This window comes from Janthinobacterium sp. PSRC1-1 (assembly GCF_049897525.1).
Lineage (GTDB): Bacteria > Pseudomonadota > Gammaproteobacteria > Burkholderiales > Burkholderiaceae_D > Janthinobacterium > Janthinobacterium tructae.
Genome location: NZ_JAFCWK010000003.1, coordinates 89,918 through 116,749 on the forward strand (window position 1 = coordinate 89,918; position 26,832 = coordinate 116,749).

Genomic DNA, 26,832 nt, shown 5'->3' on the forward strand with positions numbered 1-26,832 from the left:
GGTTGTTTTCCAGTGGGGGGGACCACCAACACAACGCGGGGTGGCGCCAGCATCCCGGGGCGACAATAGCCCCTCGGCATCAGCATTTCCCCCCCCCCCCCCCCCCCCCCGCGAACGCCGCCAATCACTGCCGACAACAGCTCCAGTCCTTCTACGCTGACGTGAAATCAGGCCCGGCAACGCCAGACCCAGGCATCAGCATCACGGACGTACCAGCTCCAGAAACGGGGGATATCTTGGCATGGAGTGTCGATGCCGGGACAAAGATGGATACACTGGGAACCTACCATTTGCCCAATGCGTTGCTTACTTTTAGTATATTTTACTGATTTTCAATTTGATAACTCTAATTTCATTTTATGCATGTTATAGTGAAATTTAGAAAAAAATCAGGAAAAATTGTGGCAATTCCAAAAAAACAACACTTTCAATTTCTCGATGGACTACGCTTTATCTGTGCCGTATGGGTTGTTTTTTCTCATCTAGGAGAACCGCCAATATTTACAGTGTTCGATGGCAGCGCTCTATCAATACTGGCGGTGCTTGCTCAAAAAGTTTTTTCGATCATGTTCAACGGCACTGCAGCGGTCGTGGTGTTTTTTATCATTTCCGGCTTCTGCATCCATTATCCCTATGTGTCGGGGCGGGAGTTTAGCGTTTCCGCTTTTTACATATCACGTTTGACCAGGATTGCGATACCGATGTTAGCCGCGATCGCAATTTCACTTTTTTTACCACACGGTTACACATCACTGGAGGCCGTACTCTGGTCCCTGTATTGTGAAATCGTGTATTACACGATCTATCCACTGTTACGACTTATATATTCGCGTTTTGATTACTATTTACCCATTGCCATCAGCTTCATCGTATCGTTTGGCTTGGCATTGGTGCCCGATCAGCATGACGGTTTTTTTTGGACCTATGGCGTGCTTGGATCGGCGTTATTGGGTTTGCCGATCTGGATGTTGGGCTGTCTGGTTGCAGATGTCGTGCATGGGCAACGACCACCTAAATTGTTGCAGTACCCTCATGCTGGATTAGTGTTGCGCGTATCCGTTCTGGTTCTTTGCATATTGACTGCGCTATTACACAATAAAACCGCTTTTGACTTCAAATTCTCGATGCTGTTGGTTGCGCCATTCTTTGCGCTATGGGTTTTATTCGAATTCAACCAAATAAAATCGTTTTGGCTGTTCGAAAAAACCTCTTCAGTTGGTCAAGGTTGTTACTCCATTTATTTGGCACATAAGCTAGTGCTACCTACGATGTCGCTTTTTTTTGTGGTTGATGCTGGCTCCCTTGGATGGATATTTACTATGACAGGAGTCGTGATCGGTTCTGCGGTATTTTATTTTCTTATTGAAAAACCTGCTCATCGATTGTCTAAATTTTTAAGCAAACGTAAATCTCGTGATACAGTTTCCGCTTTGACTAACAATTAGTTACCTACCTCAGAGTGCAGCAATTTTGTTGAAGACCCAAGAAGTCTAAGTAACCCCCAATAAATTATTGTGATTTCTGACCTCCATAACCGGCGCTCTGTGGCGTTGCCCACTGCTAGCAGTGCTCGCACTGCGTCGCAGCGGGCGCCTTGCATAGCATCCGGTTCTGTTCGTCATAAATTCACAATAATTTCCTGAGGATTACTTAGCTGCATTCACTGACCCGCTCTCCGCAGAGGCATCGCGGGTTTTTTATTGCCCAGCATCATCGCTCACTCCTGCATGAATGCCACAAACTTTTTCAGCATATCAATACATGCAATGAGCAATGCAATTCAACAACAAATCACCCACTATGGCAGCACCGCCGTCACCTCGATCTCCACGCGCGCCCGGTCCTCGATCAGGCCGGCCACCTGCACCGCCGTCATGGCAGGAAAATGCTTGCCGATCAGCTCACGGTAGGCCACGCCGATTTGCGGATACGCCGCCACGTACTCCTGCTTGTCGAGCACATACCAGTTCATGCGCACGATATGTTCGGGCAAGGCGCCCGCCTCGGCCAGCACGGCGACGATATTCTGCAGCGCCTGGCGCACCTGGCCCGCGAAATCGTCCGTGTGAAACTGCCCCTGCGCATCCCAGCCGATCATGCCGCTGACGTACACCGTGCGCCCGCTGGCGGCCACGCCGTTCGCATAGCCGCGCGGCCTGGCCCATCCCGGTGGTTGTAAAACTTGCATATTGCTTCCCTCGTTATTCATGCGGTTCATGCCGCTCATGCGTCCACCGCCGCCTCGCGCAGCAGTTCGCGCGCGATGATCAATTGCTGCACTTCGCTGGCCCCCTCGTAGATGCGCAAGGCGCGAATTTCGCGGTACAGGCGCTCGACCGGATGGTCGCTGACCACGCCCATGCCGCCGAACAGTTGCACGGCAGCGTCGATCACCTGCTGCGCCGTTTCCGTGGCCGTCAGCTTGGCCATCGCCGCCTCCTTCGTCACCTTGCGCCCCTGGTCGCGCTGCCAGGCGGCGCGGTAAGTCAGCAAGGCAGCCGCGTCGATGCCGGTGGCCATCTGCGCCAGTTTCGCCTGTGTCAATTGAAAATCGGCCAGGGTCTGGCCGAACATCTGGCGCTTTGTCGCGTGGCGCAGCGCTTCATCGAAGGCGCGCCGCGCAAAGCCCAGCGCGGCGGCGGCCACCGAGGTGCGGAACACGTCGAGTGTCGCCATCGCCACCTTGAAGCCCTGCCCCGCCTCGCCCAGGCGCTGCGACACGGGCACGCGGCACTGGCTGAAGCGCAGGCGCGCCAGCGGATGCGGCGCGATCACGGCGATGCGCTCGGCGATTTCCAGGCCAGGATTGTCGGCATCGACGATGAAGGCGCTGATGCCGCGCGCGCCGGGCGCTTCGCCCGTGCGGGCGAACACCACGTAAAAATCGGCGATGCCGCCATTCGAGATCCACGTCTTTTCGCCATCGAGCACATACGCGTCGCCGTCGCGCCGTGCCGCGCACGCCATCGCCGCCACGTCGGAGCCGGCCTGCGGCTCGGACAGGGCAAAGGCGGCGATGCGCTTGCCGCTGGCCACGTCCGGCAGATAGCGCGCCTTGTTCTGCGCACTGCCGAACAGGCCGATGGCGCCGGAACCGAGTCCCTGCATGGCGAAGGCAAAATCGGCCAGGCCGTCGTGACGCGCCAGGGTTTCGCGCATCAGGCAAATGGCGCGCGTATCGATCTTGCCATCGGTGCCCGTGGCGTGCGCCAGCCAGCCGTCCTGGCCCAGTTGCGCCACCAGTGCGCGGCAAGCCGCATCGACGTCGGCGCCATGCGCACCGTCCAGGTGCTGCGTCGCCCAGGCATCGAGCTCGGACGCAAGCTGCGCATGGCGCGCCTCGAAAAATGGCCAGTCCAGATAGCTAGTATCACGCATGTCAATTACCCTCGAACTGTGGTTTTTCCTTCGCCACGAAAGCGTGATAGGCGCGGTGAAAATCGTTGGTGGCCATGCAAATGGCCTGCGCCTGCGCTTCCGCCTCGATGGCTTCATCGACGCCCATGTTCCACTCCTGCTGCAGCATTTTTTTCGTCATGCCGTGCGCGAAGGTGGGGCCGCCGGCCAGGCCGGCGGCGAACAGCTGCGCCGCCTCGCCCAGTTCCTCCGGTTCGACCAGGCGGTTGAGCCAGCCCCAGCGCTCGGCCTCGGCGCCGGCCAGGGAGCGGCCCGTGTACAGCAGTTCGGCAGCGCGACCCTGGCCGATCACGCGCGGCAGCAAGGCGCAGGCGCCCATGTCGCAGCCGGCCAGGCCCACGCGGGTAAACAGGAAAGCCGTCTTGCTGCGCGCCGTGCCGAGGCGGATATCGGAAGCCAGCGCCAGCATGGCGCCGGCGCCCGCGCAAATGCCGTCGATGGCGGCGATGATGGGCTGCGGGCAGGCGCGCATGGCCTTCACCACATCGCCCGTCATGCGGGTAAAGGCCAGCAGGCCGGGCATGTCGAGCTGCGTCAGTGGGCCGATGATGTCGTGCACGTCGCCGCCCGAGCAGAAATTGCCGCCGCTGCCAGTGATCACCACGGCCTTGACGTCGTCCGCATGCGCCAGCGCGCGGAACAGCTCGCGCAATTCCGCATACGAATCGAAGGTGAGCGGATTCTTGCGCTCGGGCCGGTGCAGGGTCAAGGTGGCGACGCCTGCGTCGACGGAAAACAGGAAATGCCGCGCGGCGTAATGGGCCAGGCTGGCGCGGTTGCCTGGCAGGTCTTGCGGCTGGCCGGGTAGGTGGCGCATGCTCAGTCCTTTATGGAAATGTCATTGAGCTGCTGCTTCATCTGCGACAGCAGGTCGATCAATCGGGTTTTGTCGTCCGGCGTCACGCCGTGCAGCAGTTCGGCGATCCAGCCTTCGTGCACGCGCGCCATCTCGTCGAAGGCGCGCCGGCCGGCCGGCGTCAGCTTGACGCTGTACGAGCGGCGGTCCTTCGGGTCGACCACGCGCAGCACCAGTTTTTCCTGCTCCAGCTGGTCGGTGATGCCCGTGATATTGCCGCCCGTGACCATCATGCGCCGGGACAGTTCGCCCATGCGCAAGCCTTCGGGAAAGCGTTCGAGCTGCGCCATCAGATCGAAGCGGGGCAAGGTGATGCCAAAGGTGGCGCGCAAACGCGTGCGCACCTCGTTTTCGATTTTCACCGTGCACGACAGCATGCGCAGCCACAGCTTGAGCGACTGGTGGTGGTCCTGCGTCAGGCGGCTGGCCAGATCCAGCACCGGTTCGGCCTGCGGGAGGTCGCGTTCATTGTCCATTTTATCCATTGTCTACATGACTTCACCGCCGGCGACGGCGATCGATTGTCCATTCATGGCGGCCGACGCGGGCAGGCAGAGCCAGGCCACCGCATCGGCCACTTCCTGCGGCTGCACCAGCCGCTGCTGCGGATTGCCAGCCGCCAGTTCCGCGCGCGCCGCGTCTGCGCCGCGCCCCGTCTTGCGCACGATGTTCTGCACGGCCTGCGCCACCATCTCCGTTTCCGTGTAACCGGGGCAGACGGCGTTGACGGTGACGCCGCGCAGCGCCACTTCCAGCGCCAGCGCGCGCGTCAGGCCGATCACGCCGTGCTTGGCGGCGACATAGGCGCTGACATAACGATAGCCTTTCAGTCCCGCCGTCGACGCCACGTTGACGATGCGTCCCCAACCCGCTTCCAGCATGGCCGGCAGGGCCGCCTGACAGCAGTGAAAGACCCCCGTCAGGTTCACGGCCAGCATCTGCTGCCAGATGGCGGCATCCGTCTTGCCGAACGGCGCCGCATGCGCCTGGCCCGCGTTATTGATCAATATATCGATGCGGCCGAAATGCGCGGCGGCCTGCGCGAAGCCCGCCTGCACCGACGCTTCCACGGCGACGTCGAGCACGCAGATGGCGACCCTGCCCGCGTGGCCCGCCTCTTCCAGCTGCATGCGCGCGCGCGCCAGCCGCGCACCGTCGCGCCCGGCCAGGGTGACCCTGGCGCCCGCGTCCAGCAAGGCGCCCGCGCAGGCCAGGCCAATGCCGCTGCCGGCGCCCGTCACCAGCGCATGTTTGTCGGCCAATGCGCCGTCCATTCGTTCCTTGTTCATGTCATCCTTCCAGCAGCCGCGCGGCCACCTGTTGCGGGGTCAGGCCCATGCTGGCGGCGGCCAGCTGGCGCTCGCGCTGCAGATTGCGCTCCAGCTGCTGCTGGCCCGGCCGATACTGTTTCGGCCAAGTTGCACCGGCGCCGCTGTAGCCGATGCGCGCCGTCTCCGTCAGGGTCCAGGCCGGGTTGGCCAGGTGCGGGCGGCCCACGGCGCACAGGTCGGCGCGCCCGGCGGCGATGATGCTGTTGGCGTGGTCGGCTTCAAAAATCGAGCCGACGGCCATGCTGGCGATGCCGGCTTCATTGCGCACGCGGTCGGCGAACGGCGCCTGGAACATGCGCCCGTACACGGGCCGTTCGAGCTTGCTGACCTGGCCCGAGGAACAGTCGATCAGGTCGGCGCCGGCCTGCTTGAACAGGCGCGCGATGACGACCGCATCGTCGGGCGTGATGCCGCCTTCGACCCAGTCGTGGGCCGAGATGCGCACGCTCATCGGTTTATCCTGCGGCCAGGCGGCGCGCATGGCGCGCAATACGCGCAAGGGATAGCGGCAGCGGTTTTCCAGGCTGCCGCCATACTCGTCCGTGCGGCGGTTGGTCAGCGGCGAGATAAAACTCGACAGCAGATAGCCGTGCGCGCAATGCAGTTCCAGCCAGTCGAAACCGGCGACGGCCGCGGCCAGGGTGGCGCGCACGAAGTCTTGCTCGATGCGCGCCAGGTCGCTTTCCGTGGCCGCGCGCGCCAGCTGCGACACGCCGGCCAGGTACTGCTGTTCCGAAGCCGAGATCAGCGGCCAGTTGCCTTCCCTGAGCGGCAGGTCGATGCCGTCCCACATGGGGCGCGTCGAGCCTTTCGGCCCCGCGTGGCCCAGCTGCAGGGCGATCTTCGCATCGCTGTTCGCGTGCACGAAATCGACGATGCGGCGCCAGGCCTGCGTGTGCGCTTCGCTGTACATGCCGGGGCAGGCGGGCGTGATGCGCGCATCGGCCGACACGCACGTCATCTCGGCAAACACGAGGCCCGCGCCGCCCATGGCGCGCGCGCCCAGGTGCATCAAATGGTAGTCGCCCGCCACGCCATCGACGGCGCTGTACTGCGCCATCGGCGAGACGGCGATGCGGTTTTTCAGCAGCACGCCGCGCAGCCGGAAAGGCGTCAGCATGGGCGGCAAAGCCTCGTCCCGCATTTCCACGCCGGCCTGTTCACCCGCGCGCCGCGCCAGCCACCGTTCATAATCGGCCACGTAGGCGGGATCGCGCAGGCGCAGGTTTTCATGCGAGATGCGCTGGCTGCGCGTGAGCATGGAATAGGCGAACTGCGGCGTTTGCATGGCGCTGTAGCGCTCGACGTTTTCAAACCACTCCATGGAATTGCGCGCCGCGCTCTGGATTTTCAGCACCTCGATGGCGCGCAGCTGCTGGTAGGCGGCCAGCGCCGCATCCGTACCAGCAGCGGTATCGGCCTGCTGGCCAAAGCAGCGCGCCAGCTCAATGGCGTCTTCCAGCGCCAGCTTGGTGCCCGAACCGATCGAGTAATGCGCCGTGTGGGCCGCGTCGCCCATCAGCACGACGGGCACGCCATCGTGCCGGTGCACCCATTGCCGGCAGACGATGCGCGGAAAGGTGATCCACTGGGCCGAGCCGCGCAGATGCGGCGAATTGCTCAGCAATTCATGGCCATCGAGTTCCTCGGCGAACAGGGCTGCGCAAAAGGCGATGCCCTCTTCCTGACTCATGGCATCCAGGCCCGCCGCGCGCCACACGTGTTCCGGCGTTTCGACGATGAAGGTCGACGTCTCGCCGTCATACTGATAGATATGCGCCTGGAACCAGCCGTGCGGCGTCTGGCGGAAGGCGAACGTAAACGCCTCGAATTTCTTGCGCGTGCCCAGCCAGACGAAGCGGCAATGACGCTGCTCGATCTCGGGCTGGTAGCTGGCCGCATAGCGCGTGCGGATGCGGCTGTTCAAGCCGTCGCTGGCGATCACCAGGTCGGCGCCGTACTGCTTCGCGATGGCCTGGTCGTCCTGCACTTCCGTCTCGAAGACGAGATCCACGCCGAGTTCCTCGCAGCGCGCCTGCAGGATATTGAGCAGGCGCTTGCGGCCGATGCCGCAAAAACCATGGCCGCCCGAGCGCACGGTCTCGCCCTTGAAGTGGATCTCGATATCGTCCCAGTGGTTGAACGCCTGCAGGATGGCGCGCGCCGTCGGCTCGTCCGCGCTGGCCAGGTTGCCCAGGGTCTGGTCGGAAAACACCACGCCCCAGCCAAACGTGTCGTACGGGCGGTTGCGCTCGATGACGGTGATGCGGTGCTCCGGGTTCTGCTTTTTCATGAGCAGGCTGAAATACAGGCCGGCGGGGCCGCCGCCGATGCAGACGATATTCATGGGGTGTCCGTGCGAAGTTTGAAGCGCTGCAGCTTGCCCGTTTCCGTGCGCGGCAGCGCAGGCAGGAAACGGATGGCGCGCGGATATTTATACGGGGCGATCTGCTGGCGCACGAAGTCCTGCAGTTCGGCTGCCAGCAGGTCGCTGGGCTGGCAGCCCTCCTTGAGCACCACGTGCGCCTCGACGATCTGGCCACGCTCGGCATCGGCGCGCCCGACCACGCCGCATTCGGCCACGGCCGGATGGCGCAGCAGCGCCTCCTCCACTTCAGGGCCGGCGATGTTGTAGCCGGCCGAGACGATCATGTCGTCGCTGCGCGAGCGGTAATAGAAATAGCCGTCGGCATCCATCTCGAAGGTGTCGCCCGTCAGGTTCCAGCCATTCTGCACATACTCGCGCTGGCGCGGGTCGGACAGGTAGCGGCAACCGGTGGGGCCTTTCACGGCCAGGCGGCCCGTCACGCCGGGCGGCTGCGGCACGCCCGCGTCGTCGACGATGCATGCCTGGTAGCCGGGGATGGCCTTGCCGATGGCGCCGCGGCGTATGCCCTCGCCCGTGGCGGAGATGAAGATGTGCAGCATTTCGGTGGCGCCGATGCCGTCCGTCATGGCCAGGCCCGTCGCCGCCTGCCAGGCGTCGCGCGTGGCCAGCGGCAGCGCCTCGCCGGCCGAAACGGACAGGCGCAGGCTGCGCAGGTCGTGCTGCGCGGCCAAGGGTGCCATCTGGCGGTAAAAGGTGGGCGCCGTGAAGCAGATCGTGGCGTGATAGGCGCCGATGGCGCGCAGCAGACCCTCGGGCGTGAGTTTTTCCAGCAACACGGCGCAAGCGCCAAAGCGCAGGGGGAACAGCAGCAGGCCACCGAGGCCGAAAGTGAAGGCCAGCGGCGGCGTGCCGATGAAGATATCGTCGGCGCGCACCTGCAGCACGGAGCGGGGAAAGCAGTCGCAGATGGCCAGCAGGTCGCGTTGCATGTGCATGGTGCCCTTGGGCACGCCCGTCGTGCCCGAGGTAAAGCTGATCAGGCAGACGTCGTCGGCCGCCGTGTCGCATGCGGCAAAGGGCGCATCGTGGGCGGCCATGCGCTGTTCCAGTGGCGCGTCGTCGGCGCCAAAGCACAACATCGGCGGGCATTTCGGCACGCCGTCGAGTTCCCCGCGCAAGCCCTGCGCGCACAGCACGGCGTTCACTTGCGCCTTGGTGATAATCGTGGACAGTTCACGCGCGCGCAGCAGCGGCATGGTCGGCACGGCGATGCAGCCGGCCTTCAGCACGGCCAGCAGACAGGCGGCCATCATCGGCGTATTCGCGCCGCGCAGCAGCACGCGGTTGCCGGGGATCAGGCCCAGGTCGGCGCGCAGCACGTGGGCGATGCGGTCGACCTGGCGCGCCAGCTGCGCGTAAGTCCAGCGCTGGCCGTCGGCAAGGATGGCGGTGCGTTCGCCGCCACCGCTGGCGACGGCCGCATCGAGCAGCACGGCGACGCAATTCAGGCGCGGCGGATACCGCAGCTCGGGCAAGTCCAGGCACAGCTGCGGCCAGAGTGCGCGCGGCGGCAGGTGCGTGCGCGCAAAGTCGTCCTGGGGAGATGCGGTGCTGGGCGAAGGGTCGCTGCTCATGCTCATCCTGGCTGGTAGCGGGCGCGTGCACATGGCCCGGAAGCAGATACTTTAAACCTAAAGTATTTTCCCGGCAAGCAGAAAACAGCAAATTCAGTCAGCGCCGTCCTGCCGCAGCAAACGCGACTGCTGCGCCACGCTGCGCGCCAGTGCGGCCAGCGCCGCCTGTATCTGATCGCCATCGAGCACCGATGCCTGCAGCAGGTCCATCATCCCGGCCTCCGCGCCATGCAAGCCCAGGGTGCGGCAACCGAGGTGCAAGCGTTCGAGCTGCTGGCGCGCCTGGGCCGGTTCGCCGCGCGCCAGCAAGGCGTCGACCTGCTCGCTGGCGGCATCCACCTGCCCCTGGAAACCCGTCAGATAGGCCTGCAGGCGTTCGCTGTCGATGCCGAGGCGCTGCAAGGTGTCGCGCGGCGCCTCGGCCGGCAAGGCGGAGATGTCGAAGCAGGCGTCGATATGCTGGCGTACCTGCTCCGGCTGGAAGGGTTTGACGATATAGCCTGCGGCACCGGCCTGCACGGCGTCACGCACCGTATCCTGGTCATTCGCCGACGACACGAGCACCAGCGGCATGGCGTCAAGCGTGCTGTCGGAGCGGATTTTCTGCAGCAGTTCCATGCCGGACAGGCGCGGCATGCGCAAATCGCAAAAGCACAGCGACGGGCGCAAGCCCCCTTCGAGCTGCTCCCACGCCGCCGCACCATCTTCGGCTTCCACGATATCGTGCACGCCGCAGCTGTCGATCAGATGCATCAATACCATGCGCGACACGACATCATCGTCAACCACCAGTACTTTCATTGCTTTCTCCATTGCCGGCGGCGTCAGGGGCCTGGCCGTATTCTACCCAGTTTCGCCGCGCGTTCGAAGGCCGGCATTGCCTATTTTACATTTCCTTGCCCGAAACGGCTATTTGCGCCAACAGTGCGCGCAATTGCGGCAAATGCAGGGCCACCTGCGTCCAGCGCCCGCCGTCCGCCGCCTCTTCCATTTCCGTGCACAGCATGTGCAGCTGCGTTTCGTCGAGATAGGCGGCGCTGCCCTTCAAGCCGTGCAGCAGGCGCCCGGCGTTGTCGCTGTCCTGCGCCGCCAGGGCGGCGTCGAGTTCGCGCAGGCGCCCCTCCAGGTCGGCGACGAAGGCGACGCGGATGCGCCGTTGCAGTTCACCGCTGCGGATGGACTGGGAGGGGGCCGCGACGGGGGCAGCCGGCGCGATGCCGAACAGGGCATCGAGTTCGGCCTGCCCCCGTGCGGCGGCGCGCGGCACGTTCGACGGCATGCGCGGCAACATGAAACCGCGCTGCAGCTGGCGCTCGATGGCGCGCGCCAGCAAGGCATGCAGCGCCGCCTCGTCGACCGGTTTGCTGAGGAAATCATCCATGCCGACGCCAAGATAGCGGCTGCGGTCTTCATCGCTGGCATTCGCCGTCAGGGCCACGATCATCAGTTCCTGATCGCGCACGGGCTGGTCGGGCCAGCCGCCCACGCGGATCAATCGCGTCGCCGTGGCGCCGTCCATCTCCGGCATGCGCCCGTCCATCAGGACCAGGTCATAGCGCGTATGCACGCAGGCCGCCACCGCCAGCACGCCATTGGCGACCACATCGACCCTGTGCCCCAGTTCTTCGAGCATGACGCGGATGATGATCTGGTTGGTGGGGAAGTCTTCCGCGCACAGCACGCGCAACTGGTGGCTGTGCGGCGCCAGAGCCACCTGCGGCACCAGCGGCGGCGCCACGCCATCGGCCAGCGGCAAGGTGAAGGCAAAGGTGCTGCCCTGCCCCGGCGTGCTGGCCACCTCGATCTGACCATCCATCAATTCGACCAGCTGGCGGCAGATCGCCAGGCCCAGCCCCGTGCCGCCGTAGCGCCGCGTGGTGCTGGCGTCGGCCTGCTCGAACTTCTGGAACAGGCGCGCCATCGCGTCCGCATCGATGCCGATGCCGCTGTCGCTGACCGTAAAGCGGATCAGGTTGACACGGCGCCCGCCGCTGCCGCTGGCCACGCCGGCCCGCTCGACGCAGACGCTGACGCCGCCGCGCTGGGTGAACTTGAAGGCATTGCCGACCAGGTTGACCAGCACCTGGCGCAAACGGGTCGGGTCGCCCACCACGAAGGGCGGCAAGTCAGGCGCGAAATCGATGGCAAAACCGATGCTGCGCGCGGCCGCCTGCTCCTCGAACAGGCTGACGACCGTCTCGATCGCCGCACCGAGCGCGAAGTCGATATTTTCGATACTCAGCTTGCCCGCCTCGATCTTGGAAAAATCGAGCAAGTCATTGATGATCACCAGCAGCGACTGGGCATTGGCCTGGCCGCGCAATATCTGCTCGCGCGTGGCATCGTGCAGCTGCTCGTCGCGCAGGGCAAAGCCCAGCATGCCGATCACGCCGGCCAGCGGCGTGCGCATCTCGTGGCTCATATTGGCCAAAAACTCCGACTTCTGGCGCGTCGCATCCTCGGCTTTGCGCTTGGCCTGGCGCAGGCTCTCCTCGTTTTTCGTCAGGCTGCTGTTGGCTTGCGCCAGCTTTTCCGACTGCGCCAGCACTTCGATTTCCTTGCTCTGCAACTCGGCCGTGCGTTCGCCGACCAGTTTTTCCAGCTCGTTCTGCTGGCGCCGCAGCGCGCGCACGCGCTGCCGGTAAGCGCCATACACGGCGCCCAGCAGCAGCGCCGCCATCAGGGTGCGGAACCACCAGGTTTTCCAGAACGGCGGCAGGATCGTGATGGCCAAGGTGGCGCCGCTCTCGTTCCACACGCCATCCTTGTTGGCCGCCTTGACGCGAAACACGTAGTTGCCCGCATCGAGGTTGGTGTAGGTGGCAAAGCGCCGCCCCGCATCCGTCATGACCCAGTCCTGGTCGAAGCCCTCGAGCCGGTAGGCGAACATGTTGCGCTGGGGCGCAGCGAAATGCAGGGCCGCGAATTCCAGCGAAAAGACACTTTCACGGCTGGTCAGCACCAGCTGGCGCGTATGGTCGATGGCCGTCCTGAGCACATGCGCGAATTCGCCGCGGCCGATGGCCACCGGCTTGTTGAAGATCTGCAGCTCCGTGATGGCCACCAGCGGCGGCACGCGGTTGTCGTGGATATCTTGCGGCACGAACGCCGTCATGCCGTTAAAACCACCGAAATACATGGTCCCGTCAAACGCGCGCAGCGCCGCGCCATCAAAGTACGAGCCTTCCACCGTGCCATCGGCGCTGTCATAGTTGCGAAACAGGCCGCTGCGCATGTCGAGCCGCGTGATGCCGCTATTCGTGCTCAGCCACAGCTGCTCGTTGTCGTCGCCGAGGATGCTGGCGACGGCATCGTCGGCCATGCCATCCTTGCGCAGGAAGCGCCGGAAGCGGATCTCGCCCTTCGCATCGACATCCATGCGGTTCAAGCCATTGGCCGTGCCCACCCACAGCACGCCGCGCTTGTCCTCGTGCAGATAGTGCACCTCATCGTGGCTGAGGCTATGCGGATTTTGCGGATCATGGCGGAAATGCCGGAAGTGGCCGCTGGCGCGGTCCAGCAAATCGAGGCCGTGGAAGGAACCTATCCACAGCCGCCCCTTGCCGTCTTCCAGCACGGGCCGCACCATGTTGTCGGACAGGCTGTGCGGGTTGGCCGGATCGTGGCGGTAAGTGGTAAAGGCCCGGCTGACGGGGTCGAAACGGTGCACGCCGCCGCGCGTCGAGACCCACAGCATGCCGCTGCGGTCGCTCACGATATTGCGGATGGTGTCGCTGTTCGGATCGCCGGCGGCAAAGCGCATGGTAAAGAAACGCCCGAGTACCGGATCGAAGCGGTGCAAGCCCGTCGAGCCGCCCACCCACAGGGTGCCGTCCGGCGCCTTGTACAGGGTGGTGACCTGCTCGTCGCGCGACATGCCGGGCGCGCTGCGCAGGTCGAACAGGCGCGAGCTGCCGTCGCGCGTATCGTACAGTTTCAGGCCGCCCTTGGTGGCCAGCCACAGTTTGCCATTGCCCGCGTCGGCCACGGCGCGCACTTTCTTGTCCGCCAGCGCGCCCACATCGCCGGGCGCCCGCGCCATGCGCGAAAAGCCGCCGCTGCCCAGGTCGACCCGGCTCACGCCGTTATACCAGGAGCCGACCCAGAAGGTGCCCGCACGGTCGCGGTACAGCGACGACAGCTGGTTGTCGGCGACGCTAAATTTGTCGCCCGTCTGGTGCCGGTACTGCAGGAAGGTGTCGCTCTCGGGCTGCCAGCGGAACAGGCCATCGGCATTGCTGCCCAGCCAGACGGTGGCGTCGATATCCTGGTACAGGCTGGCCACGCGGATGGCGGAAAAACCCTGTTTTTCATGCAGGCGCAGGCGCGACTGCGGTGCCTGGCCGGCGCCTCCCAGGCGCCAGCGCTCGGCGCCGGCCATGGTGCCGATCCACAGATTCTGCTGGCGGTCCACCAGCAGCGACTGGATCACGTTATATTTGGAGCCGGGCGCCGTGTCGACGGCGAAATGCTCGAAACGGTCGCTGCCCGGCGCCAGCATGTCCAGGCCCGTGACGGTGCCGATCCACAGGCGCTGTTGCGCGTCCAGCGCCAGCGCCTTGATTTCATTGTCGCCCAGGCTGTGCGGGTTGCCCTCTTCATGGTGCCAGGTGCGGAAGGCGCCCGTGGCGGGGTCGAAATGCTGCAAACCGTCCGAGGTGGCGATCCAGAAGCCGCGCGCGCCATCGTCGAGGATGGCGTGGATATGCCGGTTGCCGTTGCCGCGCTTGCTCTTTTCGGCCGGGACGTAATGCGTGAAGGTCTGGCTGGCGGGGTCGAAGCGGTCCAGGCCGTTGTCGGTGCCCACCCACAGCTGGCCCTGGCTATCGACATGCAGTTCGCCGACCCAGTTGTCGGCCAGGCTGGTCTTGTCGCCCTCGATATTCTTGTAGACGACCATGCGATAGCCGTCGTAGCGGCTCAGGCCAGACTGGCTGCCAAACCACATATAGCCCTGCCGGTCCTGGGCGATGGCCAGCACCGATTCCTGCGCCAGGCCCTGTTCCACACTGAGCTGATCGAAACGCAGGGTGGGCGCAGGCGCCGCCGCGGCCGGGCCGCCCGGCAGCAGCAAAGACAACAGCAATACCACTTCGCAAACACGTCGAAATACCAGCACAATCGTCCTGTCAAAAAAAACGCGAAAAAAACGCACGCCACTCCAAGGGCCGTCTCAGGAACCAAAGAACGCCAGGACATCATCCTTGCGGGCCTGCGTATCGCGCTGTCCAAGACGGATCAGCTCGTTAGTATACGTCGATTCGAACAATAAATACGATGCCAGCGCCGCACCGCGCGCTTCGGCCGCGCCGATGCCCGACAACATGGTGCGGATGGGACGCGGCAAACTGCCGATATGCCGGCTGGCGATGGCGTCGAGCCGCTCGGACGGCGCGATGACCAGCAATTCCACGGGCCGCAAGGCCGTCTTGCCCAGCAACTCGGGCGGCAGCATCGACAGGGTCAGGTTGATGCGGTTCAGGCGTTCGATGTCGACGGCCAGGCCATCGAGGAAGATCGACGACAGCGCATGGCCGGCGATCTGCGCCAGGCTCGGGTAGCGCGCCGCTTCGGCCGCGGCGGGCGCCGGTTCCGTCATGCGTCCCGCGCCCACCACCAGCACCTTGTTCGCCCCCAGGTGGATGGCCGGCGAGATCGGCGCCAGCTGGCGCATGGAACCGTCACCGCAGTATTCGCGCTGGCCGCCCACGTACAGCGGCACGGCGGGAAAAATAAAGGGGATGGCGGCCGAGGCGAGCAAGTGTTCCACGCCGATCTGGTCTTGCAAGGCCAGCCGCTGCGTGCGCACCCAGGGCGCGATCTCGGCCCCCGTCTGGTAAAACGTCATGTGGCGGCTGCCCGAATACGACGACGCCGTCACGGCCAGCGCATGCAGCAGTCCATCGGCCAGCGCCGCGTCCAGGCGCGGCAGGTCGAGCATCCGGTGCAGCAGGCTGACCAGCGGGGTATTGTCGAGCAGGGAATTGGGCGGCGAGGCATGCCACTGGCGCAGCAGCCAGCCAAACGACAGCAGCGACAGCCAGCGCGCGCCCGAACGGATCACGCCCAGCGAATCGGCGCGGTAAACTTGTTCGACCTGGATATGCTGCCACACGTCGAGCAGCTTTTGCACGCCTTCGCCGAAATTGTCGGCGCGGCAAGCCAGCGCCGTGGCGTTGATGGCGCCGGCCGAGGTGCCGCAAATGATGTCGAACGGGTTGCGCGCCGGCGCCCAGCCCGCTTCCCACAATATCGCCGAAATCGCCTGCAGCACGCCCACCTGGTAGGCGGCACGGGCACCGCCTCCCGTGAGTATCAAGCCTGTTTTATTTTGCATTCCCATGCTGGCAGATTAGCAGGGTCTTGATACTTTGTGGAAAAGTTTCAATCTCCCTTGACCATGCCTTCACGGCGTGGATCGGCGCCGCCAAACCAGAAATCCTTGCCGTGCGCATGCAGGCGCATGATGCCCTGCAGGCCGGAATTCTGTTCGATGACGCGCACCTCATGACCCATCGCTTGCAGCGCCTCGACCTGGGCGGCAGGCGCGCGGCCCTTTTCCAGCTCCGTCGGGCCGTTGCGGCTGCCGAAGTTCGGCAGGCTGATGGCCTGTTGCACGTTCAAGCCCCAGTCCATGGTGCCGACCAGCACCTTGGCGACATAATTGATGATGGACGAGCCGCCGGGCGAGCCCGTCGCCAGCACGAGTTTCTGCGTGCCCTTCTCGAACACCAGCGTGGGCGACATGGCGCTGCGCGGGCGCTTGCCCGCCTCGACACGGTTGGCGATGGGGCCAGCGGCATCGCGCGAATCGAACGAGAAATCCGTCAGCTGGTTGTTCAGCAGAAAGCCGTCGACCATCTGGCGCGAGCCGAACGCATCTTCCACGCTGGTGGTCATCGACAGGCCGCCCCCAAAAGCGTCGACCGCCACCAGGTGCGAGGTCGACGGGCGCTGCAGCGCGTTATCCATGCCCCACGCCACTTGCATGCCGGGCGGCGTGCCGGGCAAGGCTTTCACCATGGATTTGTCGCCGATCAGCGAGGCGCGCTGCGCCAGATAGCTTTTGTCGAGCATCGAGGCGATGCCCCTGCCGGGCAGCGGCACGAAATCCGTGTCGGCCACGTAGCGGTTGCGGTCCGCGTAGGCCAGGCGCCCCGCTTCCGAAAACAAATGGATCGCCTGCACATCGAGCACGCCGTCGACGGGCGCATACGGGCCGATGTCCTTCACTTCCAGCATGCCCAGCATCTGCGCGATGGCGATGCCGCCCGACGACGGCGGCGGCATGCCGCACACGGTCCAGGCCTTGTAATCGCTGCACACGGGTTCACGCACCTTGGCGCGGTAACCGGCGATGTCTGCCGCCGTCAGCTTGCCCGGATTGCTCGGGTGCGAGGCCACCTTGGCGGCGATGTCGCGCGCGATGCGGCCCTGGTAAAAGGCGTCGGCGCCGCCACGCGCGATCTCGCGCAGGGTGCGCGCCAGCTGCGGGTTTTTCAGCACATGGCCGACGGGCCAGGCCTTGCCTTCGCCGTCATAGAAATAGGCGGCGGCGACAGGGTCGCGCTTCAGGGCCTGGTCCCAGCTCAACAGGCCGTTGAGGCGCTGGCTGACGGGAAAGCCGCCGTGCGCCAGGCGGATGGCGGGGCCGAACAGGGTCGCCCACGGCAGCTTGCCGTGTTCCTTGTGCGCCAGCTCCAGCATGCGCAGCACGCCCGGCGCACCCACGGAACGTCCGCCCACCACGCCCGTGGCGCGCGAGACGGGGCTGCCGTCCGCATTCTGGAACAGGTGTTCGTCGGCGGCGGCAGGCGCCGTTTCGCGCCCGTCGAAGGCCTGCACGCCCTTGGCCGTGGAGTACAGCAAAAAGGCGCCGCCGCCGATGCCCGACGATTGCGGTTCGACCAGAGTCAGTACCAGCTGCGTGGCGATGGCCGCGTCGATGGCGCTGCCGCCCTTTTTCAGCATCTGGTAGCCGGCATCGGCGGCCAGCGGATTGGCGGCGGCGACCATGAATTTCTGCGCCGCCCAGCCACTTTTTTCCGCATACGCGGTGGCGATTTCCGGCGCCTTTTGCGGCACTTCGGCAAATACGGGACTGGCGGCCAGGGCGCCCAGCAAGGTCAGGCTCAGCGCCAGCGGCTTCAATGTGATCATGGATTCTCCGATAAAAAAAGGGCGCACAGCCGAGCAAGGCTGTACGCCCCATACGGGGGTATCCTACATCAAATCACGCCGGGCTTATTTGGGCTGCATGCGAATCGCACCATCGAGACGAATGGTTTCGCCATTGAGCATGACGTTTTCCACGATGGCTTTCACCAGCTGCGCGTATTCGCCGGGCTTGCCCAGGCGCGATGGGAACGGCACCATCTTGCCCAGCGCATCCTGCACTTCGGCCGGCATGCCGAGCAGCATCGGCGTCTCGAAAATGCCGGGCGCCACCGTCATCACGCGGATGCCGTTGCGCGACAGGTCGCGCGCCATCGGCAGGGTCAGGCCCACCACGGCCGCCTTCGACGACGCATACGCGGCCTGGCCGATCTGGCCATCATAGGCTGCCACGGACGCCGTGTTGATGATGATGCCGCGCTCGCCTTCAGCGGTGGCATCCTGTTTCGCCATGGCATCGGCCGCCAGGCGGCACATATTGAAGGTGCCCACCAGGTTGATGTTGACGACTTTCTGGAACAGGGCCAGCGGATGCGGGCCGTCCTTGCCCACGGTTTTCACGGCCGGCGCCACGCCGGCGCAGTTGACCAGGCCGCGCAATGTACCCAGCTTGCCTGCCGCTGCCACCACGGCCATGCCGTCTTCTTCCGACGTCACGTCGCACTGCACGAACACGCCGTTCAGTTCAGCGGCCAGCGCCTGGCCCGCCTCCGTCTGCACATCGGCCAGCACGACCTTGCCGCCAGCGGCCGTCAGCATGCGCGCCGTGGCGGCGCCCAAACCCGATGCGCCGCCCGTGATGATGAATACATTGTCCTGAATCTGCATGAAATCTCCTGAGTGATGAGGCCCGTGTTCCCGGCGCCCGATGGTTGCATGGTGCATGATGCCATCATTACGTTTACGTAAACGTAATGTCGGCGACAATTGTAGCCATTTTTGCGCTCACCGAGCGAAAACTTGCGGCGCCGGCGTACGGCGGGGTTAAAAACACTGAATAAAGGCGCCGTTGCGGTGGCAGATGCGCCCGTTGGCATCGAGAGTGGCATTGCCCGCGCCGTTGTAGCGCGCACCGGCCGCATCGCGGCAGCCGCCCGTGTCGCAGGCACCGATGGGCTGCGGCGCGCCGGGCATGGGCACGCTCGGGCCGGGCGGCAAGGGTGCCATGGGCACGACGGGTGGCACCGGGCGCTGCACGGGCATGCGGCCAATTACTTGCGCCACGGAACGGCGCGGCTGCACGGGCGGTGCCGGGCGGCATGGTTCCACGGCCAGCTTGCCGCTGTCGCGCGGGTCGAGCTGGCATACCGGCAAGTCATCAAGCGCCGCCGGCTCCTGGGCGCCTGCATGGCCGCCAGCGAGCAGCATGGCGCAGGCCAGCGCCGGTATGGTTTTGATCATCGTCTTCATGTCCCCTCCCCGAGCATCGATCATACCGCTTTCATGATTGGCACACGCCGCGCCAAATGCCATGCACATGCTGCAACGGTGTTTTATTTCCTTTCAGCACTTTCCTTCTTGCCAGGATGGCATTACAATAAGAACGATTCTTATTCTCATTAAGAAAATTCGAGCGCAGTTGATTCTCTTTTCATTCATTGATACCCGAGCCACCCGGAAGGCAGCCAGGAAATAACAACATCCGGAAAGTTCACCATGACCCAGCGTAGTCCCGCCATCGCAGCCCCCGTCGCCACTCCCGCCCGTGCCATCCATTCCACCGCCCTGCTCCTGCCCTGCCTGCTGTCGCTGGCCGTCAGCAGCGCCTGGGCCGAAGGCAATGTGGCCGCCGATCCCACCATGAACACGGTGGTCGTCACCGCGTCCGGCACGGCCATCGACATCAAGGATGCGCCGGCCAGCATCAGCGTCATCACGCGCGAGGAAATCGAGCGCCAGCCCGTGTATGACTTGAATACCCTGCTGCGCCGCATCCCCGGCGTGACGGGTGGCACCAGCCCCACGGGCGAGGAATCGAAGATCAAGCTGCGCGGTTTGCCCGATAAATACACCTTGATCCTGGTTGATGGCAAGCGCATGGGCAGCTCGGCCGACACGGCTTACCGTCCCGACCTGGGGCGCCAGGACTTGAACTGGATCTCGCCCGAGATGATCGAGCGCATCGAAGTGGTGCGCGGCCCCATGTCCTCGCTGTACGGCTCGGACGCCATGGGCGGCGTGATCAACATCATCACGCGCAAGGTGCCGGGCAAGTGGAACGGTTCGGCCACGGCCAACTACACGCAGCCGCAGGACAGCGACCGCGGCACGGCGCACCAGTTGGGCGTGAACCTGGCCGGCCCCCTGTCGGACACGGTCGGCATGCGCCTGGGCGTGGCGCAATCGAAGCAAAATCCCGATGAGCGCAGCAGCGGCAAGGCGGGCGGCATCGGCGGCGAGCGCAACCAGACCGTGAGCGGTCAGTTGAACTGGGCACTGAATAACAAGCACAGCCTGTCGCTGGACGCCAGCTATGGCCGCCAGGAAGCGAGCGATTCGCCCACCGTCAACGCCAATGGCAGGCCTGTGTTCAGTGCCTGGGGCGCCAGCAAGCTGATACGCAAGAGCGCCAGCCTCGGCTATGACGGCCGCTATGATTTCGGCAAGGCCAAGGTCAACCTGTACCACAACGATTATGATAACCAGTTTATCGGCACGGTGGCCAAGTCCAAGGACAGCACGCTGGACGCGACCCTGGAGAAACGCCTGGGCTGGGGCATCGAGCAATTATTGGTGATGGGCGGCCAATGGAAACACCAGGAATTGACGAATACGGACACCATCGGCACCGTGCCCACCGATTACCTGGGCAATCCCGTGAGCGGCGCGACCTTGTCCGGCACCACCTCGGCCCTGTTCGCGGAAGATCAGCTGTTCCTGCGCGAGGACTTGACGGCGACGGCCGGCCTGCGCCTCGACCACCACAGCAAGTTCGGCAACCACTACAGCCCGCGCCTGTACCTGGTGTACCACCCGCTACCGGCCTGGACCGTCAAGGGTGGCGTATCGCAAGGCTTCCGCGCCCCCAGCCTGAAGGAAAATGCACCGGGCGCCGCCACCCAGTCGGGCGGCAACGGCTGCAACGGCTTGCGCCCGATGGGCTACATCACGGGCGGCTGCTACATGGCCGGCAATGCGGACTTGAAGCCGGAAACGAGCACGGCGGCCGAATTCGGCGTGGCGTACGAACACAACGGCTGGGATGCAGGGTTGACGTATTTCCACACGGATTTCAAGAACAAGATCGACTACACGCCGCTGGGCTTCTTCCAGGGACAATGGTGGACCAGGATGACGAATATCCAGAAGGCGCGCACCAGCGGGCTGGAAGGCACGTTGACCATTCCACTGACGAAAAACCTGAACTGGCGTAACAACCTGACCTATATGGCGGAAGCGAAAAACCTGACGACCGGCGTCAACCTGCTGTCGACACCGAAAGTGTCGCTGTATTCGGCGCTGGGCTGGCAAGTGAACGACCAGTTGTTCGGCGAAGTGTCGGCCCAGTACACGGGCAAGGAACTGGACGCCGAAGCGCGCTCGGCGACGCGCCGCAAGCCCAACAAGGCCTACACCATCGTCGACGCGATCATGTCTTACAAGATCACGCCAAACTGGACCGTGCGCGGCGGCGTGGAAAATCTGTTCAAGAAGGGACCGGCCAACGACGGCCTGGTCACCTACTACGTGCCGGGCCGGCGCATGTTTGCAGGCCTGACGTCGCGCTTCTGACGCAGCACCGCCCCGCAGCCTGTGCCGCGGGGCGGCAGCGAGTGCCTGGCCCTACTGCGCCGGCAACACTTGCACCGGTGTGGCCGGCGCCAGGATGGGCGGTGCGGGCGCGTGGATGGGCGCCGGTGCCCTGACGGCCAGCCAGCCCGTGGCCGGCAACAGCGGCACCAGCAGCAGGGCCACGATATTGATGATCTTGATCAAGGGGTTCACTGCCGGACCGGCCGTGTCCTTGTACGGGTCGCCCACCGTGTCGCCCGTGACGGCCGCCTTGTGCGCGTCCGACCCTTTGCCGCCGAAATGGCCATCCTCGATGTATTTCTTCGCATTGTCCCAGGCGCCGCCGCCCGTGGTCATGGAAATGGCCACGAACAGGCCCGTGACGATGGTCCCCATCAACAGCCCCCCCAGCGCCGCTGGCCCCAGCAGCATGCCCACGACGATGGGCACCACCACCGGCAGCAAGGACGGCACGATCATTTCGCGGATGGCCGACGCCGTCAGCATGTCGACGGCCTTGTCGTATTCGGGCCGCGCCGTGCCTTCCATGATGCCCTTGATGTCGCGGAACTGCCGCCGTACTTCCACCACCACGGCACCGGCCGCGCGGCCCACGGCTTCCATCGCCATGGCGCCGAACAGGTACGGTATCAGGCCGCCGATGAACAGGCCGACGATGACCATGGGGTTCGACAAATCAAAGGTGATGTGCTGGCCCACCGATTCAAGCGCATGCGTGTAGTCGGCAAACAGCACCAGCGCAGCCAGCCCGGCCGAACCGATGGCATAGCCCTTGGTGACGGCCTTGGTGGTGTTGCCCACGGCGTCGAGCGGATCGGTGATGGCGCGCACGGAATCGGGCAAGCCCGACATTTCCGCGATGCCGCCCGCGTTATCCGTGATGGGGCCATACGCGTCGAGCGCGACGATGATGCCCGCCATCGACAGCATGGCCGTCGCGGCGATCGCGATGCCGTACAGGCCGGCCAATTGATACGAGACGAGGATGGCGACGCAGACGGCCAGCACCGGATACGCCGTGGACTTCATCGACACGCCCAGGCCGGCGATGATATTCGTGCCGTGGCCCGTCGTCGAAGCTTCGGCGATGTGGCGCACCGGCTTGAAGTCCGTGCCCGTGTAGTACTCGGTGATGTACACCATCAGGCCCGTGAGGACGATGCCGACGACGGTGGCGCCCAGCATCTTGTAGCGCATGGCGTCGTCGGGCCACAGCAGCCACGTCACCACGGCAAAGCCCACCAGCGACAACCCGGCCGCCCACCACAGGCCCGTGTACAGGGCCGACATGATCTTCGCGCCCGGCTTGGTTTTCACCATCGAGCAGCCGACGATGGAGGCGAGGATGGAAACGGCGCCCAGCAGCAGCGGGTAGATGATGGCCGTGCTGCTGGCCTCTGCCATCAGCAGTGCGCCCAGCAGCATGGTGGCGATCAGGGTCACGACATAGGTTTCGAACAGGTCGGCCGCCATGCCGGCGCAGTCGCCCACGTTGTCGCCCACGTTGTCGGCGATGACGGCAGGATTGCGCGGATCGTCCTCGGGGATGCCCGCCTCGACCTTGCCCACCAGGTCCGCGCCCACGTCGGCGCCCTTGGTGAAGATGCCGCCACCGAGCCGCGCGAAGATGGAAATGAGCGAGGCGCCAAACGCCAGGCCGATCAGGGGCTTGATCAGGTCGTGCTGGGTCAGGCCGGGCGCACCCGTCGTCACCAGCAGCCAGTAGAACAGGGTCACGCCCAGCAAGCCCAGTCCCACCACCAGCATGCCGGTGATCGCGCCGCCCTTGAAGGCCACGTTCAGGGCCTGGTTGATGCCCAGGGTGGCCGCCTGCGCCGTGCGCACATTGGCCCGCACCGAGACATTCATGCCGATGAAGCCGCAGGCGCCCGACAGCACGGCGCCGATCAAAAAGCCCAGCGCCGTGTGCAGGCCAAGCAGCGCATAGATGGCGATCAGCAGCACCACGCCCACAAACGCGATGGTGCGGTACTGGCGCGCCAGGTAGGCGGCCGCGCCCTGCTGGATGGCCAGGGCGATTTCCTGCATGCGCGCGTTGCCGGGATCCTGGCGCAGGATCCAGCTACGCGACACCAAACCGTAAATGACTGCGACCACGCCGCAGGCTACCGCAAACCACAAACTGGCTGCCATATCGTCCCCTTCTGTTTTTATCCGACGTCATTGCCAACAGCTGCAGACCGCACCGGGTAGGTGCGCGCAGCCAGGAAAACACGACCTGCAAAAAACCTGAACCACGAAAACGACACGGCACCACTGGCGAGCAGCGGGCACAAAAAAGCGGACACTCAGGTCCGCTTTTCAAAAACTGCTTATTCCGCCAGGGCGGCAAAGGCGCTGTCGCGGATTTGCTCGACCGGACCGACGCCGGCGATGCGGCGGTATTTCGGCGCGCCCGGCAGGCCGGACTTGGCCCAGTCGTTGTAGTAACCGAGCAGGACCTTGGTCTGGTTGTGGTACACATCCAGACGCTTCTTGACCGTTTCCGCCTTGTCGTCGTCGCGCTGGATCAGCGGTTCGCCCGTGATGTCATCGACACCGTCGACCTTCGGCGGGTTGAACTTGACGTGGTAGACGCGGCCCGAACCCGGGTGGCTGCGGCGGCCGTCCATGCGCTCGATGATCGAAGCGTCAGGCACGTCGATTTCCAGCACGTAGTCGACATTGATGCCGGCATCTTTCATGGCGTCCGCTTGCGCGATGGTGCGCGGGAAACCGTCGAACAGGTAGCCATTGGCGCAATCGGCTTCCTGCAGGCGGTTCTTGACCAGGCCGATCATGATGTCGTCCGACACGAGGCCGCCCGCATCCATGACTTTTTTCGCTGCCAGGCCCAGTTCCGTGCCTTCCTTGATCGCCGCGCGCAGCATGTCGCCCGTGGAGATTTGTGGAATGTTGTATTTTTCTTTGATGAAGTTAGCTTGGGTGCCCTTGCCGGCACCGGGTGCTCCTAAAAGTATCAGACGCATTGAAAGTTCCTAAAAAACAGATTTTGGATGGTGGTATGTGTAATTATTTTTTTTAGATGATGTTGCTATGGCTATCTTTCCCCACGAAACTTACCACAAAAAATCCCCGGAGCGCCAGTTTGCTATCGAATTGCTATGCCCTGATTGATCAAAGCCAGCAATTAGCGCGACGGACGTTTCAAAATGTGGTTTTTACTGCAGGCGCACAAATTATATTTGCACGCCTGCCGTTTTGCGGGTAATGCCTACAGGGCGCCGTAGTGGGCTTGCACCCTGGCAAGATCTTCCGGCGTGTCGACACCGGCTGCCGGCGCGCTATCGGTCACATGCACGGCGATGGCATAGCCATGCCACAGCACGCGCAACTGCTCCAGCGCCTCGATGGCCTCCAGCGGCGAAGCGGACAATTGCGGATATTCCTGCAAAAACGCATTGCTGTAGGCATACAGGCCGATATGGCGCAGCGGCACATAGCCGGCAGGCAGGCTGTCTTTCGACTGCGCGAAGCCATCGCGGTGCCAGGGAATGGTGGCGCGCGAAAAATACAAGGCACGGCCATTTTTATCCAGCACGACCTTGACGACATTCGGGTTGAAGGCCTCAAGCACATCGTGCAGCCGATGCGCGCACGTGGCCATGGGAACGGTGGCGCTGATCTGCGCCGCGCAGGCGGCCAGCAGGCCCGGATCGATCAGCGGTTCGTCGCCCTGCAGGTTGACGACGACGGCGTCCGGCGGCAACGCGAGCGTGCGCGCCACTTCGGCGATGCGGTCCGTGCCCGACGGATGGTCGCTGCGCGTCATGCACACTTCCACGCCATGCGCGGCGCAGGCGGCGCGAATGCTGTCATGGTCGGTGGCGACGATGACGCGCGCGGCGCCAGACAGGGCTGCCTGCTCGGCCACGCGCACCACCATGGGCTTGCCGCCCAGGTCGGCCAGCGGCTTGCCCGGCAGGCGCGTCGAGGCCAGGCGGGCCGGGATGATGACGATGAACGCCATCGTTATTCCACTGCGTCTTGCAGGGTGCGCGCTTCGTCCGCCCACATGATGGGGATGCCATCACGGATAGGATAGGCCAGGCGGTCGGCGCGGCAAATCAGTTCCTGCGCCTTCTTATCGTGTTCAAGCGGACCCTTGCAAACAGGGCAGACCAGGATATCAAGCAGTCGAGCGTCCACGACATTTCTCCACAATTTGTTGGGCCAGCGCGCTATCGATGCGCGCACTGACGGGGACGACCCACAGTCTCGGGTCATCTTTGAGATATTCAATTTGCGCACATTTTACTGCATCCTTCTCGGTGATCAAGATCAGATCCGTGTCGAGCGCGGCAAATGGCTGGTCGAGGAAGTCGTGATGGTCGGGCAAAGGCAGTTCCGTAAAATCCAGTCCGGCGCCGCGCAGCATGGCAAAGAAGCGCTGCGGATTGCCGATGCCGGCCGCCGCCACGATGCGCTGGCCGCTGGCTGCCAGGGATGCAAGCGGCAGGCTTTCGCCGCGGTTCGCCATGCGCTCGGCCACGCCACCGGCCAGCAGCATCTGCACCACCAGAGCGCCCTGTGGCGCGATCCTGGCCACGAGTGCCGGCGCCAGCTCCGGCGCATTGATCACCGTCACATCGCGCCGGCGGCGCGGCGATTCGCGCAAAGGTCCCGCCGGCAGCAGCCAGCCGTTGCCAGCGCCGCGGCCGTCGAACAGCACGATTTCCACGTCGCGCTGCAAGGCGTAATGCTGCAAGCCGTCGTCCGTCACCAGCACGTCGACGTCCGGGTGCGCGGCCAGCAGCGCCCTGCCCGCCTGCGCGCGGTCGCGCCCCACCATCACGGGGCAGCCGCCGCGCTGGAAGATCAGCAGCGGCTCGTCGCCCACCTGCTGCGGCGTCGAAGCAGCGGTCACTGCGCGCGGCGAACGGTCGGCGCTGCCATGGCCGCGCGAAATGACGCCCGGGCGCATGCCCGCGTCGCGCAAGGCTTGCACCAGCCAGATCGTCAGCGGCGTCTTGCCCGTGCCGCCGATAAAAATATTACCGACGACGACGACGGGCACGGGCAGGCGCGTCGATGTCAACACGCCGGCGCGGTACAGGCCGCGCCGCACGGCACTCAGGGCGCCGAACAGCAGGGAGACGGGCCACAGCGCGCACGCCAGCGGGCCGCGCGTCAGCCAGGCGCGGGTCAATGTGGTTTCAAGCTTGGCGGGGGAGGATGTGGGCATGAAGGAAGACGTAAAAATAGTGTAGGTCGGATTAGCTGCGCCGTCAGGTGCAGCGTAATCCGACATGCCAGGCGGCGGCTTTGTCGGCTTACGCCGTGCCGGCTAAGCCGACCTACAGGCCGATGCTGCCT

20 protein-coding genes are annotated in these 26,832 nt (G+C 64.4%); 2 read left to right on the forward strand and 18 right to left on the reverse strand.

All coding sequences use genetic code 11. The annotated features are described in order from the left end of the window. Positions 1 to 401 precede the first annotated feature (401 nt). Positions 402 to 1,445, forward strand: a complete 1,044-nt coding sequence (locus tag ACP7DW_RS06870) for an acyltransferase family protein (protein WP_426085197.1) — start codon at positions 402 to 404, stop codon at positions 1,443 to 1,445. 353 nt (positions 1,446 to 1,798) lie between these two features. Here the strand turns inward: ACP7DW_RS06870 and ACP7DW_RS06875 are convergent, their stop codons facing one another. The 13 genes from ACP7DW_RS06875 to ACP7DW_RS06935 form a co-directional block, all read right to left on the reverse strand. Further along, positions 1,799 to 2,188 (reverse strand): RidA family protein, encoded by a 390-nt coding sequence (locus ACP7DW_RS06875; protein ID WP_426054791.1) that lies wholly within the window; start codon positions 2,186 to 2,188, stop codon positions 1,799 to 1,801. A 35-nt stretch (positions 2,189 to 2,223) separates the two neighbouring features. Continuing rightward, positions 2,224 to 3,378, reverse strand: coding sequence for an acyl-CoA dehydrogenase family protein (locus ACP7DW_RS06880; RefSeq protein ID WP_426054790.1), 1,155 nt, complete (start codon positions 3,376 to 3,378; stop codon positions 2,224 to 2,226). A 1-nt stretch (position 3,379) separates the two neighbouring features. Continuing rightward, entirely contained in the window at positions 3,380 to 4,234 is an 855-nt protein-coding gene (locus tag ACP7DW_RS06885) for an enoyl-CoA hydratase family protein (protein WP_426054789.1), read from the reverse strand. A 2-nt stretch (positions 4,235 to 4,236) separates the two neighbouring features. After that, entirely contained in the window at positions 4,237 to 4,749 is a 513-nt protein-coding gene (locus ACP7DW_RS06890; RefSeq protein ID WP_099760237.1) for a MarR family winged helix-turn-helix transcriptional regulator, read from the reverse strand. Between the two features lie 12 nt (positions 4,750 to 4,761). Next, positions 4,762 to 5,562 (reverse strand): SDR family NAD(P)-dependent oxidoreductase, encoded by an 801-nt coding sequence (locus ACP7DW_RS06895; RefSeq protein WP_426054788.1) that lies wholly within the window; start codon positions 5,560 to 5,562, stop codon positions 4,762 to 4,764. A 1-nt stretch (position 5,563) separates the two neighbouring features. Next, a complete protein-coding gene (locus ACP7DW_RS06900) occupies positions 5,564 to 7,951 on the reverse strand; it encodes a bifunctional salicylyl-CoA 5-hydroxylase/oxidoreductase (protein ID WP_426054787.1) in 2,388 nt (795 codons plus the stop codon). After that, on the reverse strand, positions 7,948 to 9,567 hold the full coding sequence (locus tag ACP7DW_RS06905; protein ID WP_426054786.1) for an AMP-binding protein: 1,620 nt from the start codon (positions 9,565 to 9,567) through the stop codon (positions 7,948 to 7,950). Before ACP7DW_RS06905 ends, ACP7DW_RS06900 begins: the two co-directional genes overlap by 4 nt. A gap of 93 nt (positions 9,568 to 9,660) precedes the next feature. Next, the gene (locus ACP7DW_RS06910; RefSeq protein WP_426054785.1) at positions 9,661 to 10,368 is read right to left on the reverse strand and encodes a response regulator; all 708 of its coding nucleotides are present in this window, start codon (positions 10,366 to 10,368) and stop codon (positions 9,661 to 9,663) included. 85 nt (positions 10,369 to 10,453) lie between these two features. Continuing rightward, on the reverse strand, positions 10,454 to 14,659 hold the full coding sequence (locus tag ACP7DW_RS06915; protein ID WP_426054855.1) for a two-component regulator propeller domain-containing protein: 4,206 nt from the start codon (positions 14,657 to 14,659) through the stop codon (positions 10,454 to 10,456). An 81-nt stretch (positions 14,660 to 14,740) separates the two neighbouring features. Next, positions 14,741 to 15,910, reverse strand: a complete 1,170-nt coding sequence (locus ACP7DW_RS06920) for a patatin-like phospholipase family protein (RefSeq protein ID WP_289950013.1) — start codon at positions 15,908 to 15,910, stop codon at positions 14,741 to 14,743. A gap of 41 nt (positions 15,911 to 15,951) precedes the next feature. After that, positions 15,952 to 17,727 carry a gamma-glutamyltransferase gene (gene ggt / locus ACP7DW_RS06925; RefSeq protein ID WP_426054784.1) on the reverse strand — a complete coding sequence of 592 codons (1,776 nt, stop codon included), beginning with the start codon at positions 17,725 to 17,727 and terminating at the stop codon, positions 15,952 to 15,954. A gap of 84 nt (positions 17,728 to 17,811) precedes the next feature. After that, a complete protein-coding gene (locus tag ACP7DW_RS06930) occupies positions 17,812 to 18,570 on the reverse strand; it encodes a 3-hydroxyacyl-CoA dehydrogenase (protein WP_071078915.1) in 759 nt (252 codons plus the stop codon). 156 nt (positions 18,571 to 18,726) lie between these two features. Further along, complete coding sequence (locus tag ACP7DW_RS06935) at positions 18,727 to 19,152, reverse strand: hypothetical protein (RefSeq protein WP_426054783.1); 426 nt, start codon at positions 19,150 to 19,152, stop codon at positions 18,727 to 18,729. A gap of 246 nt (positions 19,153 to 19,398) precedes the next feature. Here ACP7DW_RS06935 and ACP7DW_RS06940 point away from each other — a divergent pair, with 246 nt between their 5' ends. Continuing rightward, positions 19,399 to 21,474, forward strand: a complete 2,076-nt coding sequence (locus ACP7DW_RS06940; protein WP_426054782.1) for a TonB-dependent receptor domain-containing protein — start codon at positions 19,399 to 19,401, stop codon at positions 21,472 to 21,474. A gap of 51 nt (positions 21,475 to 21,525) precedes the next feature. Here ACP7DW_RS06940 and ACP7DW_RS06945 read toward each other — a convergent pair whose 3' ends face one another. From ACP7DW_RS06945 to lpxK, 5 genes are all read right to left on the reverse strand, one after another. Beyond that, positions 21,526 to 23,649, reverse strand: coding sequence for a sodium-translocating pyrophosphatase (locus ACP7DW_RS06945; RefSeq protein ID WP_426054781.1), 2,124 nt, complete (start codon positions 23,647 to 23,649; stop codon positions 21,526 to 21,528). A 179-nt stretch (positions 23,650 to 23,828) separates the two neighbouring features. Then, positions 23,829 to 24,485, reverse strand: a complete 657-nt coding sequence (gene adk / locus ACP7DW_RS06950) for an adenylate kinase (protein ID WP_071078917.1) — start codon at positions 24,483 to 24,485, stop codon at positions 23,829 to 23,831. Between the two features lie 245 nt (positions 24,486 to 24,730). Continuing rightward, complete coding sequence (kdsB, locus tag ACP7DW_RS06955) at positions 24,731 to 25,486, reverse strand: 3-deoxy-manno-octulosonate cytidylyltransferase (RefSeq protein ID WP_426054780.1); 756 nt, start codon at positions 25,484 to 25,486, stop codon at positions 24,731 to 24,733. Positions 25,487 to 25,488: 2 nt separating this feature from the next. Next, complete coding sequence (locus tag ACP7DW_RS06960) at positions 25,489 to 25,665, reverse strand: Trm112 family protein (protein WP_010395789.1); 177 nt, start codon at positions 25,663 to 25,665, stop codon at positions 25,489 to 25,491. After that, positions 25,646 to 26,701, reverse strand: a complete 1,056-nt coding sequence (gene lpxK / locus ACP7DW_RS06965) for a tetraacyldisaccharide 4'-kinase (RefSeq protein ID WP_426054779.1) — start codon at positions 26,699 to 26,701, stop codon at positions 25,646 to 25,648. Before lpxK ends, ACP7DW_RS06960 begins: the two co-directional genes overlap by 20 nt. Positions 26,702 to 26,832: the final 131 nt, after the last annotated feature.

Coding starts and splice junctions, on each gene's coding strand:
- ACP7DW_RS06875 (WP_426054791.1), bottom strand. CDS start 2,188: ATGCAAGTTTTACAACCACCGGGATGGGCCAGGCCGCGCGGCTATGCG.
- ACP7DW_RS06880 (WP_426054790.1), bottom strand. CDS start 3,378: ATGCGTGATACTAGCTATCTGGACTGGCCATTTTTCGAGGCGCGCCAT.
- ACP7DW_RS06885 (WP_426054789.1), bottom strand. CDS start 4,234: ATGCGCCACCTACCCGGCCAGCCGCAAGACCTGCCAGGCAACCGCGCC.
- ACP7DW_RS06890 (WP_099760237.1), bottom strand. CDS start 4,749: ATGGACAATGAACGCGACCTCCCGCAGGCCGAACCGGTGCTGGATCTG.
- ACP7DW_RS06895 (WP_426054788.1), bottom strand. CDS start 5,562: ATGAACAAGGAACGAATGGACGGCGCATTGGCCGACAAACATGCGCTG.
- ACP7DW_RS06900 (WP_426054787.1), bottom strand. CDS start 7,951: ATGAATATCGTCTGCATCGGCGGCGGCCCCGCCGGCCTGTATTTCAGC.
- ACP7DW_RS06905 (WP_426054786.1), bottom strand. CDS start 9,567: ATGAGCAGCGACCCTTCGCCCAGCACCGCATCTCCCCAGGACGACTTT.
- ACP7DW_RS06910 (WP_426054785.1), bottom strand. CDS start 10,368: ATGAAAGTACTGGTGGTTGACGATGATGTCGTGTCGCGCATGGTATTG.
- ACP7DW_RS06920 (WP_289950013.1), bottom strand. CDS start 15,910: ATGGGAATGCAAAATAAAACAGGCTTGATACTCACGGGAGGCGGTGCC.
- ggt (WP_426054784.1), bottom strand. CDS start 17,727: ATGATCACATTGAAGCCGCTGGCGCTGAGCCTGACCTTGCTGGGCGCC.
- ACP7DW_RS06930 (WP_071078915.1), bottom strand. CDS start 18,570: ATGCAGATTCAGGACAATGTATTCATCATCACGGGCGGCGCATCGGGT.
- ACP7DW_RS06935 (WP_426054783.1), bottom strand. CDS start 19,152: ATGAAGACGATGATCAAAACCATACCGGCGCTGGCCTGCGCCATGCTG.
- ACP7DW_RS06940 (WP_426054782.1), top strand. CDS start 19,399: ATGACCCAGCGTAGTCCCGCCATCGCAGCCCCCGTCGCCACTCCCGCC.
- ACP7DW_RS06945 (WP_426054781.1), bottom strand. CDS start 23,649: ATGGCAGCCAGTTTGTGGTTTGCGGTAGCCTGCGGCGTGGTCGCAGTC.
- adk (WP_071078917.1), bottom strand. CDS start 24,485: ATGCGTCTGATACTTTTAGGAGCACCCGGTGCCGGCAAGGGCACCCAA.
- kdsB (WP_426054780.1), bottom strand. CDS start 25,486: ATGGCGTTCATCGTCATCATCCCGGCCCGCCTGGCCTCGACGCGCCTG.
- lpxK (WP_426054779.1), bottom strand. CDS start 26,701: ATGCCCACATCCTCCCCCGCCAAGCTTGAAACCACATTGACCCGCGCC.